This is a genomic window from Nocardiopsis alborubida, from assembly GCF_012396365.1.
GTDB classification, from domain to species: Bacteria; Actinomycetota; Actinomycetes; order Streptosporangiales; family Streptosporangiaceae; genus Nocardiopsis; species Nocardiopsis alborubida.
In genome coordinates, this window is record NZ_JAAXPG010000020.1 from 21,839 (window position 1) to 37,775 (window position 15,937).

Sequence of the window (15,937 nt, forward strand, 5' to 3'; positions counted from 1 at the left end):
ACACGCCCCACAGGATTGAGGACCCCCTCCACATGACCACCGCGTACGCCCCCGGCTCCCTGGTCTCGGCCAGGGGCAGGGAATGGGTGGTGCTCCCCGAGAGCGCCGACGACATGCTGGTACTGCGGCCCCTGGGCGGCGGTGACGACGACGTGGCCGCGCTCTTCCCCGCATTCGAGAAGGTGGCGGCGGCCAGCTTCGCCCCACCCACCCCCGACGACCTGGGCAACGCCCAGGCGGCCGGACTGCTGCGCTCGGCCCTGCGCATCGGCTTCCGCTCCGGCGCGGGCCCCTTCCGCTCCCTGGCCGGGATCGCCGTCCAGCCGCGCGCCTACCAGCTCGTCCCCCTGCTCATGGCGCTGCGCCAGCAGACCGTGCGCATGCTCATCTCCGACGACGTCGGCATCGGCAAGACCGTCGAGGCCGGGCTCATCGCCTCCGAACTCCTCGCCCAGGGCGAGGCCAGCGGCCTGGCCGTGCTGTGCTCCCCGGCCCTGGCCGAGCAGTGGCAGGAGGAACTGCGCTCCAAGTTCGGCATCGACGCCGAGCTCGTACTCGCCTCCACCGTCTCCCGCCTGGAGCGCGGCCTGGACCTCGGAGAGTCCCTGTTCCACAAGCACAGGCACGTCATCATCTCCACCGACTTCATCAAGTCCACCCGGCACCGCGACGACTTCGTCCGTTACTGCCCCGACCTGGTGATCGTGGACGAGGCGCACACCTGCGTGTCCGCTGACGACGTCACCTCCAAGCAGAACCAGCTGCGCTACGAGCTCCTCCAGAAGGTCGCCAAGGACGAGAACCGGCACCTGCTGCTGGTGACCGCCACCCCGCACAGCGGCAAGGAATCGGCCTTCCGCAACCTGCTCGGACTGGTCAAACCCGAGCTGGCCACCACCGACCTGGACTCCGACGCCGGGCGCAAGCTCCTGGCCCGGCACTTCGTGCAGCGCAAGCGCGCCGACGTGCGCCAGTACCTGACCCGGGAGAGCGACGGCCTGGTCGACGACTCCCTGGCCGAGACCACCGCCTTCCCCTCCGACCGCGAGTTCACCGAGCAGGCCTACAAGCTCTCCCCGGCCTACCGGGCGCTGTTGGAGGACGCCATCGCCTACGCCAGCGAGCGCGTCCAGCAGACCAAGGGGCAGAACCGCCGCGACGCCCGCATCGCCTGGTGGTCGGCGATCGCCCTGCTGCGCTCCCTGGTCTCCTCGCCCCGGGCCGCGGCCAAGACCCTCACCACCCGCTCGGCCGCGGCCGCCGCCCAGACCCCCGAGGAGGCCGACGCGCTCGGCGCTCCGCTCATCCGCGACGCCGCCGACGTCGATGCCCTGGAGGGAATGGACACCGCCCCCGGCGCCGAGACCGAGAGCGGAACCGGGGACGGGACCCCGGGCGGAACCGGGGACGGAACCGGGGGCGGGGGCCGCGGCTCCGGCGCTCCGAAGGACCGCCTGCTGGAGCTGGCCGAGCGCGCCGAGCAGCTGGAGGGCCCCGAGGGCGACCTCAAGCTCAAGGCGCTGATCGCCTACCTCAACGGCCTGCTCGCCGAGGGGTACAACCCCATCGTCTTCTGCCGCTACATCGACACCGCCGAGTACGTCGCCGACCACCTCAGTGGCGCCAAGGCCCCCAAGGGCAAGAGCCCCATCAACAAGGGCGGCAGGAACGGTTGGAAGACCACCGTCAAGGCCGTCACCGGCAAGCTGTCCCCGCAGCAGCGCATCGAGCGTATCGAGGAGCTGGCCGAGGAGGCCGCCCAGGCTGCGGCGGAGGCCGGGGAGGCCGGAGCCGAGGGGCAGTCGGGTACCCGACGGGTCCTGGTCGCCACCGACTGCCTGTCCGAGGGCGTCAACCTCCAGCACTACTTCGACGCGGTGGTCCACTACGACCTGGCCTGGAACCCCACCCGCCACGACCAGCGCGAGGGGCGCGTGGACCGGTACGGGCAGCAGCGCGACAAGGTCCGTGTGATCACCCTGTACGGCAGCGACAACGGCATCGACGGCAAGGTCCTGGAGGTGCTGATCCGCAAATACCAGCAGATCCGCAAGGACCTGGGCATCTCCGTCTCCGTGCCCGACGAGACCTCCACCGGCGTCACCGACGCCATCGTCGAATGGCTGCTCATGCGCGGCCAAGGCCAGCAGGAGGCCCTGTTCGAAGCCGAGGACATCAGGGTCGACACCGGCGAGACCGAACTGCTGTGGAAGTCGGCGATCGACCGGGAGAAGACCTCCCGCGCCCGGTTCGCCCAGCGCGCCATCCACCCCGAGGAAGTGGCCCGCGAGGTCGCCGCGATCCGCGAGACCCTGGGCGGCAGTGGTGAGGTCCGCGCGTTCGCCGAGAACTCCCTGCGCGAACTCGACGCGCTGCTGCGCCCCCTGCCCGGCGGGGGAGCGGGTGACTCGGGCGGCAGGGGAGGGGCCGGGGGAGCGGCCGGTGGTTTCACCGCCGACGTGTCCTCCACCCCGGTCGGGCTGCGCGACGCCTTCGCGCCCCTGGTCGGCGCCGACGTGATCGAGAAGGGCAGGCCGCTGCCCTTCCGCGACACCGCCGCCGTTCCCCGGGGCGAGGCCGCGCTGGTGCGCACCGACCCGGTGGTGGGGGCGCTGGCCTCCCACGTGCTCGATGCGGCCCTGGACCGCGGAACCGGAGGGCCCCGCCCGGCCCGCCGCTGCGGGGTGGTCCGCACCGATGCTGTGGACAAGCGGACCACGCTGCTGCTGGTGCGCTACCGGTTCCATCTGACCCTGCCCTCGCGGCACGGAACCCGGCAGCTCGTCGCCGAGGACGCCCGCCTGCTGGCCTTCACCGGGGCTCCGGACAAGGCCGAGTGGCTCGGACAGAGCGAGGCGGTGGCCCTGCTCGACGCCCAGGCCACCGAGAACACCGCGCCGACCATGGGCGAGAACACCATGCGGCGTGTGCTGGACGCCCTGCCCGCCACCACCGACCACCTGGCCTCATACGGTGACGAGCTCGCCGTCGAGCTGGCCGACTCCCACCGCCGGGTGCGGATCGCCTCCGACGAGATCCGCCGCGGTCTGAAGGTCGAAGCCCAAAAGCCCGCCGACATCCTCGGTGTCTACGTCTACCTGCCCGACGGCTCCGCTGCCGTCGCCGCCGCTCCCGCCGGAGGTTCCGCCTGATGTCCGCCATTGCTCGAAACCAGGTGCTGACCGCCGTGCACACCGTGGGCGGGCTGCTGCCCACCGACATGCTGGCGCGGATCGCCGAAGGCAAGGATGTTGCCGGTTCCAAGCCCGCCGACTACGGGGTGATCGGTGCCCGTTCGGTCAGTGACGAGGCCGAGCGCCACTGGGACTACCTCAAGGGCGGTTGGCGTGAGCTGCGCAAGCAGCTGCCCACAGACACCGAGGGTCGGCCCGCCGTCGACTCGGTGAACGCCGCCCTGTCGCAGTGGGTGGAGCCGCTGTTCAACCTTCTCGGCTTCGGCCGTCTTCCGGCAGGGCCGGGGGAGGGCATCGCCAGCGACGACAAGAACAAGACGTTCAAGGTCTCCCACCTGTGGCAGCATGTGCCCGTTCACGTGGTCAACTGGCACGCCGACCTGGACAAGCGGCCTGGCGGGGCGGGGACCGTGCCGCCGCAGTCCCACGTGCAGGAGATGCTCAACAGCACCTCGACGCACCTGTGGGCGGTGGTGACCAACGGGCGCCAGGTGCGGTTGCTGCGCGACTCCAGCGCGCTGGCCACGGCGGCGTACGTCGAGTTCGACCTTGAGGCGATCTTCGACGGCGAGCTGTTCAGCGAGTTCGTGCTGCTGTACCGGTTGCTGCATGCGTCCAGGTTCGAGGTCAAGCCGGACGAGGCGCCCTCGGCGTGCTGGCTGGAGAAGTGGCGTGCCGACGCGATCACCTCCGGAACCCGTGCGCTGGAGCAGCTGAGCGGGAACGTCCGCGAGGCCATCACCGTTCTCGGTACCGGCTTCCTGCGCCACCCCGAGAACACCGAGCTGCGCGCGAACCTGGACGTGAAGGAGTTCCACGGGGCGCTGCTGCGGCTGGTCTACCGGATGCTGTTCCTGTTCGTGGCCGAGGACCGGGATGCCCTGCACCCGCCCACGGCTGATGAGCAGGCCAGGGAGCGGTACGCGAAGTACTTCTCATCGGCGCGGCTGCGTCGTCACGCCCGCAGGCGCCGGGGGACTTCTCACGGCGACCAGTACGAGGCGCTGCGGCTCGTGCTTGACGCCCTGGGCGACGTGAACGGGCGTCCTGAGCTGGGCATCCCCGCACTCGGCGGCCTGTTCACCGACACCGAGGCCGACGCTCCGCTGCGTGGGCTGAAGCTGTCCAACGAGGCGCTGTGCGGGGCCGTGCGCAACCTGGCCCAGGTGCGCGACCCCGACTCCAAGCGTTGGCGTTCGGTGGACTACCGCAACCTGGACGCCGAAGAGCTGGGGTCGATCTACGAGTCCTTGTTGGAGCTGGTGCCCAAGCACAGCGACGCTGACCGCTCGTTCCAGCTGTTTGAAGTCGGCGGAAACGACCGTAAGACCACGGGTTCGTACTACACGCCGTCCTCGCTGATTGAGACGCTGCTGGATTCGGCCCTGGACCCGGTGATTGACGATGCTTTCAAGCGAGGCCACGAGAAGGCGTCGAAGGCCGGAGAGCCTGATTCGACAGAGGCGGTCACGGCTGAGCTGCTGAAGCTGACCGTGTGCGACCCAGCCTGTGGGTCCGGGCACTTCCTCGTTGCGGCAGCTCGGCGTATCGCCAAGAAGGTCGCAGCCGTGCGCGAGGGAAACCCCGAACCGACCGTGGATGCGGTGCGCAGTGCGATGCACGAGGTCGTTGCCCGGTGCATCTACGGGGTGGACCTCAACCCGATGGCCGTGGAGTTGGTCAAGGTGTCGCTGTGGCTGGAGGCCCTGGAACCGGGTAAGCCGCTGAACTTCCTTGATGCTCACGTCAAGCACGGCAACGCGCTCATTGGCGTGACCCCGTCGCTGCTCAAGGGCGGTATTCCCGATGAGGCGTTCAAGCCGATCGAGGGCGACGACAAGAAGTACGCGCGCTTCCTTGCCAAGACCAACAAGGCAGAGCGCGGCGGGCAACTCGGGCTGTTCGACATCCAGAGCGATGCGGCCGGTGTCACCAACACCGCTTTGGCTGAGAACCTGCGCCAGATCACGGCGGTGGTGGGTGACTCGCTGGACCAGGTGCGTAACCAGGAGGCGGCCTACCGGGGGTGGATCGACTCCGACGAGTACGTGCGCAACCGGCGTGTCGCGGATGCCTGGTGCTCGGCGTTCGTGTGGAAGAAGGCACAGGATGCTCCGCGTGCGGTGACCCAGGAGGTCCTACACAAGATTGCTAACGCGCAGGGCAACGGAGCGCCGTTCACCACGATCGAGGAGATCGACCGGCTGCGGGGCCAGTACCGATTCTTCCACTGGCACCTGGAGTTCCCGGACGTGTTCAGCGCTCCTGAGGACGGCGGGGGAGTGGACAAGGCCACAGGTTGGGCAGGCGGCTTCGACTGCATGCTTGGCAACCCGCCGTGGGAGCGAATCAAGCTCCAGGAACAGGAATTTTTCGCGCAGCGCGACGTGGAGATCGCTACTGCGCCTAATGCCGCTGCACGTAAGGCACTCATCGCCGATCTGAAGAAGAACCCAGACCGCTCTGGCCTGTACCAGGAGTTCGAGGAGGCCAAACGCAAGGCAGAAGGCGAAAGTCACTTCCTGCGCATTAGCGGTCGCTACCCGCTGACTGGGCGCGGGGACATCAATACCTACGCGGTGTTCTCTGAGACCGACCGGACGTTGGTGGGTCCGCGTGGCCGTATGGGTGTGATCGTTCCCACGGGTATCGCTACGGACGCTACCACGCAGTACTTCTTCAAGGACTTGGTGCAGGCCGGTTCGATCGCTGCCCTCTACGACTTCGAAAACGCGGCGCCCTTGTTCCCTGGCGTGCATCGCTCATTCAAGTTCTGTATCCTGTCCCTTACTGGTCGTGACATGCACGAGTCCAAGGCGTCCTTCGCGTTCTTCGTGCACGACCCGGCAGAACTCGAAGACGCTAACAAGGCGTTTACCATGACTCCGGAGGAGATTACCCTCCTCAATCCCAACACGGGAACATGCCCGGTCTTCCGCTCCCGTCGTGATGCTGAGATCACCCTGGACATCTACAAGCGTGTTCCAGTCCTGGTCAAGGAAGGTGATCCCGACGGGAACCCATGGGGTGTGTCGTTCATGACCATGTTCCATATGTCGAACGACTCGCACCTATTCCACACCCGCGAAGACCTTGAAGACGACGGCTGGCGCCTTGAGGGAAACATCTTCACCAAGGGTAGTAAGCGTATGCTCCCCCTGTACGAGTCGAAGATGATCCACCACTACGACCACCGGTGGGCTACCTACGTCGAGAATGGAAGCACTCGGGACTTCACCTTGGAGGAGAAGCGAAACTCAAGTGCTGTAGTCCTTCCTCGCTACTGGGTCTCCGAGGTCGCGACTGACACCGGTGAGGTGGACAAGAACGGTAATCCGATCATGGATCCGGGCGTTCAGACTAAGCTAGAATCCTCCCGGTGGGATCGCGGGTGGTTGCTCGGTTGGCGCGATATCTGTCGCTCCACTGATGAGCGGACAGCGATCATTGGAGCTTTTCCCAGGTCTGCTGTTGGAAACAACTTGCCTGCGTCGATCCTGTGGTCTGATCTTACTGAATCTGCTGCGGGCTTGATCGCTTCTCTCTCGTCCATGGTCTTTGATTTCTGTGCACGCTTGAAGGTTGGAGGGACGCATCTTAACTTCTTCATTTCCCACCAACTTCCTGTTCTTGGTTTCAAGCAGACGAGGCCTTACATCAACTTCATAGGTCCGCGAGTGGTCGAGCTTGCCTACACCGCAAGTGACATGAAAGATTTCGCGCTAGACCTGGGTGACGAGGGGGCGCCGTTTCGGTGGGATGAGGAGCGCCGAGCCATCATGCGGGCGGAGTTGGACGCGCTTTTCTTCCATCTCTACGGGATCAACCGTGATGACGTGGACTACATCATGGAGACCTTCCCGATCGTGAAGCGCAAGGACGAGGCGAAGTACGGCACCTACCGGACCAAGGAACTCATCCTGGAGATCTACGACCGGATGGCAAAGGCTGGTGTCTCGCTCGATACTCCGCTGATTGACGGCGAGAACTTCATCTCCATGCTCACCCCGCCGCCTGGCCATGGTCCCCGTCACGCCCCTGCCTGAACCACGAAGCATTCGGCCCCGCTTGCTGGCTCGCAGCAGGCGGGGCCGAACGTGTGTCTTCGTGGCGCTAGCGGAAGTCGCCCCGGGTGATGCCGATGAAGGCGCGCCACTCATCAGCGCCGAAGAAGAGTGCGCCCAGTTCACGGTGTTTGGTGTCTCGGATGGCTCTCTCCTTCCCCAGATCAGCTACCTCGACGCAGTGGCTCTCCGTAGCGCTGTAGGAGGACTTGCGAAACTCCATGTCAGGTCTCTTTCAAGAGTTGCTTGAGTGTTTTGATCGACTCGCTCTCGCTCAGGGCCGAACGCATCAAGGAAGCGAGAACCTGACGGTAGTCGTCGACTTCCTCGGTTTGCTCCAGGAAGGTGCCTCTGGTGCGTCCTTCCAGGTAGACGAGCGAGGGGTCTGATTTGTCGGCATAGTCCAGGATGACAAAGCCGGATCCCATGGACGCATGCAGCCCAGCGCTGAGCGGTAGCACTTGTAGCGTGACTCGGTTGACGCCTTCACCAAGTTTGATGAGGTGCGTAATCTGCTCTTCGGCGACCTCGGGGGAGCGCACAAGGCGCAGAAGCGCACACTCGTCAATGATGGCCATGAGGTTCAGATCGTCGTGGAGAAGCTTCTGTCGCTCCAATCGCGCTGTGACGACGTGGTCGATGTCCGCTTCAGTGACTGCTCCGCTTACCCGCGCTGAAACCGCCGCGTAGTCGGCGGTTTGCAGCAGGCCGGGAATGACGGCTGGCTGGTAGACGCTGACAGTGGAAGCCTCAGCTTCGAACCCAAGGTAGTCCGCGTCCAGAACGTTGTTGTAGCTGTGCCACCAGCCCTTCTCTCTGGCCTGCCTTCCCAGGGTAAGGATGGCGTCAACCTTGTCAGTGTCCTTCACCCCGTAGAGGCGCATGAGGTCTCTGAGCGCGCTGGGGTCGGTTCTGTGTCTTCCGTTTTCGAGGTGGTTGATCCGCCCGGCGGCCCACCCGAGTTCTCGCGTGACCTGCGTGGTTGACATCTCTGCGGCTTCCCGAAGCCTGCGGAGCTCGCGAGCCAGGCGACGACGGCGCACAGTCGGTGAGGACCTCTTAACCATGGGGGAGATGCTAGCGGGAGACGAAACAGACATACTCATCAATTTAGGAATCCTGCTTGATTACATCAATTGATGAGTCCATCCTAGTGTCAGCAGGGCAGAAGACGGCACAGTCCCGAGGCTTCGCTCTCGCCTCACGGCTGTGAGCGCCCAGCCAGGGTCTGCGCAAGGCGGGTTCTCCGAAGGCTGACACGGACGAGGGACAAGCCAGCAGGTGTCGGAATTTGTCCTGGTCATCGGCGAGGACAGCAGCTCATCGCCGGTACAGCCGCCGACCTTGTTGGCGGCTGACACGAAAACGGGCTCTGGGGGCGATTGCAGCGCCCCCAGAGCCCCAGACAACACAGACCCCTGCTCAAAGGAGAAGTGCGTCATGACCATTGTGCCGCGTCCCCGCGCCTCGATCCACACGCCCACCCCGCCGTTCGCGGGGCGCCGCTGGGCCTCGCGCGTCTACCCCGGCAACTTCTCCCAGGCCGCGTGGGTGCGCGAGGACCTGCGCGCCGACCTGTTCCGTCTGGAGGGTCTGTGCCCTGACCTGGCTGACACGATCGTGCTGTGTGCCAGCGAGATGTTCGCGAACGGCGTCGACCACTCCCGTTCCGGTGAGGCGAACGGCCGCGTCATCCGGACCCTGTCCATGCCCACCACCGATGTCCTGCACTTGGGCGTCACCGACGACGGCGTACGTGAGTCGGCCCCGACCCTCCCGGAGATTCCGCGCCAGCGCACGGCTCAGGAGTGGGAGGAGGCCGAACGCAGCCGGGGCCTGCTGCTCATTGACTCCCTGGCCACCCGTTGGGGAACCCGTGCCGTGGTGGACTTCCCGTTCTGCGGAGGCCTGGGCACGATCGTGTGGGCCGAGTTCACCCTCGCTCCCGCCAGCGACATTGCGACTGTCGAGGCTGACCGATGACCGCCGAGATGGTGTCCTCGGGGGTGCGTGCGGTGCTGGATGCGCCCCGGGGACGCCGCTTCTCCAAGCCCAGCTATCCGACTCCGCTCACCCGGGAACAGCGTCTCCTCGCCCAGATGGAGGGCAATCCCCGCGTGGCCTACCGCCAAGCCCACGGCGAACTTCCGCCCTGGATGCACGTCCACGCCTCCCGGCTGGACAAGCGCGACTCCCGAACCACCGAACGCCCGGAAGAACGCCCGCGCAAGCCCGCCACACAGCCGAAGCGCCCGCCGGAACCCGCGGTTCCGCGCCCACGCCCGGCTCCCGACGACGGACCGTTCCCGCCCCGCCGAGAACGCCCGCCCCTGCCGCGCCGCCGCTCGAAGCGTCCGCAGGGCCGCCGCCGCAAGCCCAGCCGCTTCGGCCACCTCGGCAGCACCGGCCCGGCCCGGCTGCTGGCCGCCTACACCCTCGCCATCAGCACCGGAGCCCTGGCCCACCACCTGGCTACCGCACTGCTGTAGCGACCCACCCCGACCCGCCCGCACCACGACGGCCGCGCCGGACCCTTCAGGCCTCGGCGCGGCCGTCACCATGACGTCACCTCTCAGCGATGCACTCGGGCACGCCCCTGTCATCCGGATGGTTGGGCGCAATCTCACGCAAGGGCGTTGGCCCGCACCGAAGCACCGGCTTTCATGGTCATCACGGGCCGTTGGACCACCCGGGACGTCCACGGCCTGTGACCAGACCCCCGTACTGGGGAGGAGGCCGCGATGAACGACGACGGCAACAACTAGAACCACGGGCACGACGATGGCGGGGCGGCTCAGGAGAGCCGCCCCGCCCCTGTACGTCCCGGGGAGCCGCTGGATTCAGGGCGCGATCTGCCGGACGCGCTGGGCCACGTCCGCGAGCCAGGCGTCGTCGGCGCGGGTGTGGTCGTGGGAGGACAGGTAGCCCTGGTAGCGGTCGAAGTAGCCCTCGATCGGTGAGGCGACCTCGCGCCAGTTCTCGCCCGTGTTGCCCGCGGTGTGGTGCATGGGGAAGAGCTTGGCGTGGGCGTGGTCGACCCCGTAGCCCTCGTACATGATGCCGGTGCGGGCCACGTCGTCGAAGGCGGCGTCCAGGCGGCGGGCGACCTCGCGGGCGGCCAGGTGCAGCGCGGCGTACTCCGACGGTTCCATCTCGACCACGTAGCTGGTGCGGTGAGCCTTGGGGGTGACGACGGAGAACCCCTCGGTGTTGGGGAAGATCGACAGGAACGCCAGGTGGCCGGTGTCCTCCCAGATCCGGTGGGCGGGTGCGTCCCCGGACACGATCCGGCAGAAGACGCACCCTGGGTCTCGGTCGGTGTTCATCGGACTCCTTCATGGGACAGGACGGCCTTGGCACAGGTGGGGCAGGCGGGGTCGCGCTCCGCCGCCTGCTGGTCGAGGGTGAGGTCGTGCGACCACACTCCCACGCGGCGGTTCAGTGAGGCCGGTGTGCCGAACCCGCCTAGGTGGCGCAGCACGTCCAGCGCGGCCAGGGAGGAGGCCAGCATGTTGACAGGGCCGTTGGAGGGCGCCTGGTAGCGCCCGTTGATCCGCGCGACGAGGGCGGCCAGTTCGGCGTCGTCCTCGGGAGGGCGCGCGGTCAGCGGTCGGCAGTCCCAGCATCCGGTCGTTCCCGGCACCACCAGCGGACCCCACACCGCGATGTCGTTGACGTAGCAGGCGTTCAGCCACGCTGTTCCCGACGCGACGCAGTGGGCGTTCACCAGGCCGGTCAGGCCGGGGGAGTCCGCCGAGACCACGAGGAGATCGCACGCGGGCAGGTGCTCCAGGTCCGCCGCGTCCGCCATGCCGCGAACCACCGGCCGTACCCGGCACGAGGAGTTGCGCCGCCTCAGTTCCCGGGCGAGCACCTCCGCCTTGGGCAGGCCGATGTCGGCTTCGGCGAACAGGAACTGGCGGGTCAGGTTACTCAGTTCCACGTGGTCGCCGTCCACCAGGACCAGTTCCCCGACCCCGGCCGTGGCCAGGGTGACCGCGACCAGGCCGCCGATCCCGCCGCATCCGAGCAGCACGACGCTGGCCTCACCCAGACGGCGCTGTACCCGCTCGGCGTCGGCTCCGGAGAGTTCGTAGAACAGTGCGTGCCTGCTGTAGCGGTCGGCGCGGTCGTAGGCGTGTGCGGGGATCAGGCAGTTGCCGTGTTCGAACAGCAGCATCACCGCCTCGGTCGAGGCGGCGCCAACACCGCGGGAGCGCAGATAGGCCGAGGCCTCCTCACGGGTGCGTGGTTGACGGAAGTGGTCGGCCAGGAGCAGCAGCGGCTCCCACAGCGCGCGGTCGTGTACGGGTTGGCGTATCGAACCGAAGCCGAGGAACAGTGTCGCGTCCTGGATCCCGACCCGCACATAGGGGGCGAGTACGCGCAGAGGATCGTGGTGGACAGCGTCGGGGGACATGGCCGGTACCGCCTTGGTATCGGAGGAGAACGGGGACGGCACGAACGTAGGCAGGTAGGGGTACGCGGGTCGCGGGGATTGCGCGAGATTGCGTTCGCGAGATACGCCAATCCCTGCCCCGGTTGTTCTCCTCCCGGGATACTCGTGGGGCACCCCCTGAACCGAGGAGGACCATGAAACTCCGCAAGCTCGGCACCACGTCGCAGGACGGTGGCTGCCCCACGTTGTACGAGACGGACACCGGTGACATCGTGGTGCAAGGTGACAAGCTGACCGACCCCGAAGCCCTGCGGCAGTTGAGCGACGTGCTCGCGGGAGAGGAGTTCGTCGTGGTCCCGCGTGCCCTGCTCACCCGCTTCGCTCCCAAGGACTGAGATGCCGGAGATCGTCAGCGGAGAGGACTTCACCGACCTCTTCCGCCGTTACCGACACACCGCCTGGCGTCTGGAGACACGCACGCACTACGGCAAGGCGAACGAGGACCTGCCGTTCCAGGAATGGCTCTCCGGCAAGGAGCCCAGTCTGGAATGGTTCAGGCCGTGGTTGAGCATGATGCGTGAGGAGCTGGCCACCGGAAAGCGCATGGAGCGGGTCCGGCTCATCGACGACCCGCCCTCGGACTACCTTCGCTGGGAGCTGTGGGGCACCCCCTACAATCTCGGCGTCGGCGAGGACATCCGCTACCTGAGGCGCACCCATCCGATCGTGGCGGAACTACCCGACCACGACTTCTGGGTGTTCGACAGCCGCATGGTGGCCCGCCTGGAGTTCGATGACGACCGTTTCCTCGGAGCGAGCCTGACCGATGAACCAGACCAGGTACTGACCGCTCTCCAGGCACGGGACGCGGCCTGGCACCATGCGCTCACCTTCACCGAGTACATGGCGTCACGCGCCGCATGACCGACTACCAGACAGCCCGGGTCTCCCTCGGTGTTCGCCTACGCGAACTCCGCGAGGAGGCCGGGCTGTCCGGCCGTGAACTGGCCTTTCGGGCCGGTTGGCACCCCTCCAAGGTGTCCCGTCTGGAGCACGGCAAGCAAACCGCGAGCACGGACGATCTGCGCCCATGGGCGCTGTTGTGCGGTCGCCAGGACGCTGCTGGAGGTCTGGTCGCGCAGCTTCGCTCCCTGGAGACCCACTACGCGAGCTGGCGGCGCCAGCTCGCGGCCGGACACGAGGCGCGTCAGCACTCCTACTTCCCCCTGGACGAGCGGACACGGCGGTTCCGAATCTTCGAGTCGGCCTGTGTCCCGGGTTTCCTGCAAACCGCCGACTACGCACGGTTCATGTTCCGCCGGGGTGTGCGTCTGCACGGTGTGCCTGATGACGGGAAGCGGGCGGTGGACGCCAGGATCGAGCGTCAACGCGTACTCGAAGCACCGGACAAGACGTTCCACCTCCTCATATGGGAACCAGCCCTGAGGTTCCGCCTGGCTCCGGACGCGGTCATGGCCGACCAGCTTGAACGCGTCATCGCCGAACTCACGTCGGGAAGGGCCGAGATCGGCGTCATTCCGATGCGGTGCAGCATGGACGTGGTCCCCTCACACGGCTTCTGGATCTTCGACGATGACCGGGTGATCGTGGAGACCATCGGCGCGGAACTGTGTCTGACCGATGACGACGCGGTGGAGCCCTACCGGCGCGTGTTCGACCAGCTGTCCAGGTCGGCGGTGCGTGGCCCCGTTGCCGTCCGCTTGGTGGAGGGCGTCATCGGCGACCTGACCGGCGCTGTCGCTTCCCGTCAGGAGAGGTCCTGAGCTCGCGGTCCGTACCAAGAAAAGGAGCCCCGCTCATGAGCGCGATCGAGTACGAGGCCAAGGTCCTGGACATCGACGTCGACCAGGTGGCTCAGCGCATTCTCGACAAGGGCGGTACGGATCTGGGAGAAGTGCTCCAGCGCCGCTACGTCTACGACATCGAACCCGGCGATGCCTTCCGCTGGGTGCGCCTGCGCGACACCGGCAACCAGGTGACGCTGACGGTCAAGGAGATCGACTCCGACGCCATCGGCGGCACCCGCGAGACCGAGACCGAGGTCGGTGACTTCGCCACCGCCAACGCCCTGCTGGGCAAGCTCGGCTACACCCCCAAGGCCTACCAGGAGAACCGCCGCCACAGCTTCACCCTGGACGGCGCCCAGCTGGAGATCGACTCCTGGCCGCGAGTCCCCGCCTACCTGGAGATCGAGGCCGACAGCCGCGCCGAGGTGGTGCGCGTTGCGGCCCTGCTCGGCTACGCCGAAGCGGACCTGACGGGCGAGAACACCACCAAGGTCTACGCCCGCTACGGCATCGACCTGGCCACCATCACTGACCTGCGATTCGAGGAGAACTGACACCAGAGCGCCGTGTGCCCGCCGAGCAACAGGCACACGGCGCGAACCAGTGGCGCGAGGACGACAAACGGAAAAGGGTGCTGCTCGTGGCCCGTATGGAGTACTACGACGATCCGGACGCACCCGTTCCCAACAACCTGGTGGTCGCGGCCAGCGCGGCGGTTGTTGACGGCGAGGGACGGTTGTTGTTGCAACGCCGGGTGGACAACGGCCTGTGGGCGATGCCGGGCGGGGCGATGGAGATGACCGAGAGTCTGCCCGAGGCGGCCGTGCGGGAGGTGCGTGAGGAGACCGGCTATGAGGTGGAGGTGACCGGGTTGGTGGGCACCTACACCGATGCCCGGCACGTGATCGCCTACAGCGATGGAGAGGTACGCCGGCAGTTCAACGTGTGCTTCCGCGCCCGTGTGGTGGGCGGCCGCCTGGCGGTGAGCGACGAGTCGCACGAGGTCCGCTGGTTCACCCCCGAGGAGGTGTCGGGCTTGGACATGCACCACACCCAGCGACTGCGCGTGGAACACGCATTGGGGAGCGGTGAGCCGTATCCCGGGTAAGTGGCCAGGGGTGGAACCGGACGGCCTACACCTTGGCTGCCCTGCGGGGCGCTGGCCCACCACCTGGGCACGGTCCTGCCGTAGCAAGGGAACGGCCCGCTTGCGTATCTTCCGCCGCCAGGCCGTGCTGGATTGGGAGTCCGGTACGAAACACGACCAGTCCGGCGAGCACACTCGGGGAGTAGCCGCGGCGTCGGCGAGCGCGTTTGATCGTTTGGCCTCGGGTGGCGGGGTCCACGTTGGCCCTTCCGGTCAGAGGGAGTTCACGGTGTCGATGACCTGTCGCCACGTGGGCATGCGGTGCTCGTAGGGGGCGTCGGGGTCGTACAGGAGGGTGACCGTCTCCATCCCGCGCAGGGTGTCCAGGGAGCGGGTGAACGCCGGATGGGAGGCGAGCTGGGGTTTGCAGTGGGGCACCACCACGGTGGGCACCCGGTACCCGGCCATCTCGCACAGCAGGGCGATGGCGAAGTTGTCGGCGAGGCCCTGGGCGAACTTGTTCACCGAGTTGAAGGTGAGCGGGCACGCCAGCACCACGTCGGCGGGTGGTAGGGCCTTGCCCGTGCCGGGCCTGCGGAACACGGACCGTACCGGTTCCTCCGTCAGCTCCTCCAGTCGCGTCTGGTCGTGGAAGCTCAGGCCGGTGGGGGTGGACAACACCGCCACATGCCAGTCCTGGTCTTGGAGAGCCTTGACGAGTTCGGGGCTTCCTTCGGGCGCAGGGGCGCCGGACACCACCAGGTACAGAGTTCTCGGCATGGTGCAGAGTCTAGGCAGGCGGAGTGCGAGCGACGGCGTGCGCGGTCACGGTCATGGCGAGTGGTGCGCGTCGCGGCCCTGCTGTGTTACACCGAGACCGTTCTGACGGGAGAGAACCGATCTACGCCCGCTACGGCATCAACCTGTCCGCCATCACCGATCTGTGCTTCGACGCGACCTGATGCCGGGGTGTCGTGTGCCCGCCGAACAGCGGACACACGCCACGGTCGGGAGGGGTGAGCGCAGGCAAGGGAAAGCGGAGATGCCCGTGGAGCGCCCAGGGCGATAACGGATGTACCCCAACCGGATGGCGCCGCTGTTTATAAATGGCGTACTCACGTTCGCCGGGGTGGTGTATCTGTCATCCCTTGTGGTGCTTGTTGGGTTCTTCGTCCTTTTGTGTGTTTCGGGTGTGACTGGTGGGGCGAGTGTTTCTGTGTTTTTTGGGGTTCCGAGTAAGGAGGAAAAGCACATTCTCGGATCAGCATTGCTTTCCTTTGAGGTCCCTTCGATAATCTCCGTTGTATTTTCATCTCCCCGATAGCCACCTGGCCGGAGGCCCCCTCGATGCCGGTTATCCCCCGCCGACGTCCCTTTTCAGCTGT

14 protein-coding genes are annotated in these 15,937 nt (G+C 66.8%); 9 read left to right on the forward strand and 5 right to left on the reverse strand.

Features of this window, described 5'->3' with window-relative positions; translation table 11 throughout:
• Positions 1 to 32: 32 nt before the first annotated feature.
• Entirely contained in the window at positions 33 to 3,152 is a 3,120-nt protein-coding gene (locus HGB44_RS20320) for a DEAD/DEAH box helicase (RefSeq protein WP_061080135.1), read from the forward strand.
• On the forward strand, positions 3,152 to 7,240 hold the full coding sequence (locus HGB44_RS20325; protein ID WP_061080136.1) for an Eco57I restriction-modification methylase domain-containing protein: 4,089 nt from the start codon (positions 3,152 to 3,154) through the stop codon (positions 7,238 to 7,240). Before HGB44_RS20320 ends, HGB44_RS20325 begins: the two co-directional genes overlap by 1 nt.
• A gap of 67 nt (positions 7,241 to 7,307) precedes the next feature.
• Here HGB44_RS20325 and HGB44_RS20330 read toward each other — a convergent pair whose 3' ends face one another.
• On the reverse strand, positions 7,308 to 7,481 hold the full coding sequence (locus HGB44_RS20330) for a DUF397 domain-containing protein (RefSeq protein ID WP_061080137.1): 174 nt from the start codon (positions 7,479 to 7,481) through the stop codon (positions 7,308 to 7,310).
• A gap of 1 nt (position 7,482) precedes the next feature.
• On the reverse strand, positions 7,483 to 8,325 hold the full coding sequence (locus tag HGB44_RS20335) for a DUF5753 domain-containing protein (protein ID WP_061080138.1): 843 nt from the start codon (positions 8,323 to 8,325) through the stop codon (positions 7,483 to 7,485).
• Positions 8,326 to 8,698: 373 nt separating this feature from the next.
• Between HGB44_RS20335 and HGB44_RS20340 the strand changes: the two genes are divergently transcribed.
• Both HGB44_RS20340 and HGB44_RS20345 read left to right on the forward strand, forming a co-directional pair.
• The gene (locus HGB44_RS20340; RefSeq protein ID WP_061080139.1) at positions 8,699 to 9,241 is read left to right on the forward strand and encodes an ATP-binding protein; all 543 of its coding nucleotides are present in this window, start codon (positions 8,699 to 8,701) and stop codon (positions 9,239 to 9,241) included.
• Complete coding sequence (locus HGB44_RS20345; RefSeq protein ID WP_061080140.1) at positions 9,238 to 9,747, forward strand: hypothetical protein; 510 nt, start codon at positions 9,238 to 9,240, stop codon at positions 9,745 to 9,747. Before HGB44_RS20340 ends, HGB44_RS20345 begins: the two co-directional genes overlap by 4 nt.
• A gap of 351 nt (positions 9,748 to 10,098) precedes the next feature.
• Here HGB44_RS20345 and HGB44_RS20350 read toward each other — a convergent pair whose 3' ends face one another.
• The gene (locus tag HGB44_RS20350) at positions 10,099 to 10,584 is read right to left on the reverse strand and encodes an HIT family protein (RefSeq protein ID WP_061080141.1); all 486 of its coding nucleotides are present in this window, start codon (positions 10,582 to 10,584) and stop codon (positions 10,099 to 10,101) included.
• On the reverse strand, positions 10,581 to 11,678 hold the full coding sequence (locus HGB44_RS20355; protein ID WP_061080142.1) for a TOMM precursor leader peptide-binding protein: 1,098 nt from the start codon (positions 11,676 to 11,678) through the stop codon (positions 10,581 to 10,583). Before HGB44_RS20355 ends, HGB44_RS20350 begins: the two co-directional genes overlap by 4 nt.
• Before the next feature lie 173 nt (positions 11,679 to 11,851).
• On the opposite strand from HGB44_RS20355, the gene HGB44_RS20360 reads away from it, so the two are divergent.
• From HGB44_RS20360 to HGB44_RS20380, 5 genes are all read left to right on the forward strand, one after another.
• Entirely contained in the window at positions 11,852 to 12,052 is a 201-nt protein-coding gene (locus HGB44_RS20360; protein ID WP_061080143.1) for a hypothetical protein, read from the forward strand.
• Between the two features lies 1 nt (position 12,053).
• Positions 12,054 to 12,581: a DUF6879 family protein gene (locus tag HGB44_RS20365; protein WP_061080144.1), complete on the forward strand. Its 528-nt coding sequence runs from the start codon at positions 12,054 to 12,056 to the stop codon at positions 12,579 to 12,581.
• Positions 12,578 to 13,441: a helix-turn-helix domain-containing protein gene (locus tag HGB44_RS20370; RefSeq protein WP_061080145.1), complete on the forward strand. Its 864-nt coding sequence runs from the start codon at positions 12,578 to 12,580 to the stop codon at positions 13,439 to 13,441. Before HGB44_RS20365 ends, HGB44_RS20370 begins: the two co-directional genes overlap by 4 nt.
• A gap of 35 nt (positions 13,442 to 13,476) precedes the next feature.
• Positions 13,477 to 14,019 carry a class IV adenylate cyclase gene (locus tag HGB44_RS20375; protein WP_061080146.1) on the forward strand — a complete coding sequence of 181 codons (543 nt, stop codon included), beginning with the start codon at positions 13,477 to 13,479 and terminating at the stop codon, positions 14,017 to 14,019.
• Between the two features lie 86 nt (positions 14,020 to 14,105).
• Positions 14,106 to 14,573: an NUDIX hydrolase gene (locus tag HGB44_RS20380; RefSeq protein ID WP_231972389.1), complete on the forward strand. Its 468-nt coding sequence runs from the start codon at positions 14,106 to 14,108 to the stop codon at positions 14,571 to 14,573.
• Positions 14,574 to 14,825: 252 nt separating this feature from the next.
• Here the strand turns inward: HGB44_RS20380 and HGB44_RS20385 are convergent, their stop codons facing one another.
• Positions 14,826 to 15,332, reverse strand: a complete 507-nt coding sequence (locus HGB44_RS20385) for a flavoprotein (protein WP_061080147.1) — start codon at positions 15,330 to 15,332, stop codon at positions 14,826 to 14,828.
• Between the last annotated feature and the right edge of the window lie 605 nt (positions 15,333 to 15,937).

What these genes read in the sequence shown, in the direction of transcription:
- HGB44_RS20375 (WP_061080146.1), top strand. Translation starts at nt 13,477, where the DNA reads ATGAGCGCGATCGAGTACGAGGCCAAGGTCCTGGACATCGACGTCGAC.
- HGB44_RS20345 (WP_061080140.1), top strand. Translation starts at nt 9,238, where the DNA reads ATGACCGCCGAGATGGTGTCCTCGGGGGTGCGTGCGGTGCTGGATGCG.
- HGB44_RS20335 (WP_061080138.1), bottom strand. Translation starts at nt 8,325, where the DNA reads ATGGTTAAGAGGTCCTCACCGACTGTGCGCCGTCGTCGCCTGGCTCGC.
- HGB44_RS20320 (WP_061080135.1), top strand. Translation starts at nt 33, where the DNA reads ATGACCACCGCGTACGCCCCCGGCTCCCTGGTCTCGGCCAGGGGCAGG.
- HGB44_RS20385 (WP_061080147.1), bottom strand. Translation starts at nt 15,332, where the DNA reads ATGCCGAGAACTCTGTACCTGGTGGTGTCCGGCGCCCCTGCGCCCGAA.
- HGB44_RS20325 (WP_061080136.1), top strand. Translation starts at nt 3,152, where the DNA reads ATGTCCGCCATTGCTCGAAACCAGGTGCTGACCGCCGTGCACACCGTG.
- HGB44_RS20340 (WP_061080139.1), top strand. Translation starts at nt 8,699, where the DNA reads ATGACCATTGTGCCGCGTCCCCGCGCCTCGATCCACACGCCCACCCCG.
- HGB44_RS20330 (WP_061080137.1), bottom strand. Translation starts at nt 7,481, where the DNA reads ATGGAGTTTCGCAAGTCCTCCTACAGCGCTACGGAGAGCCACTGCGTC.
- HGB44_RS20370 (WP_061080145.1), top strand. Translation starts at nt 12,578, where the DNA reads ATGACCGACTACCAGACAGCCCGGGTCTCCCTCGGTGTTCGCCTACGC.
- HGB44_RS20360 (WP_061080143.1), top strand. Translation starts at nt 11,852, where the DNA reads ATGAAACTCCGCAAGCTCGGCACCACGTCGCAGGACGGTGGCTGCCCC.
- HGB44_RS20350 (WP_061080141.1), bottom strand. Translation starts at nt 10,584, where the DNA reads ATGAACACCGACCGAGACCCAGGGTGCGTCTTCTGCCGGATCGTGTCC.
- HGB44_RS20365 (WP_061080144.1), top strand. Translation starts at nt 12,054, where the DNA reads ATGCCGGAGATCGTCAGCGGAGAGGACTTCACCGACCTCTTCCGCCGT.
- HGB44_RS20355 (WP_061080142.1), bottom strand. Translation starts at nt 11,678, where the DNA reads ATGTCCCCCGACGCTGTCCACCACGATCCTCTGCGCGTACTCGCCCCC.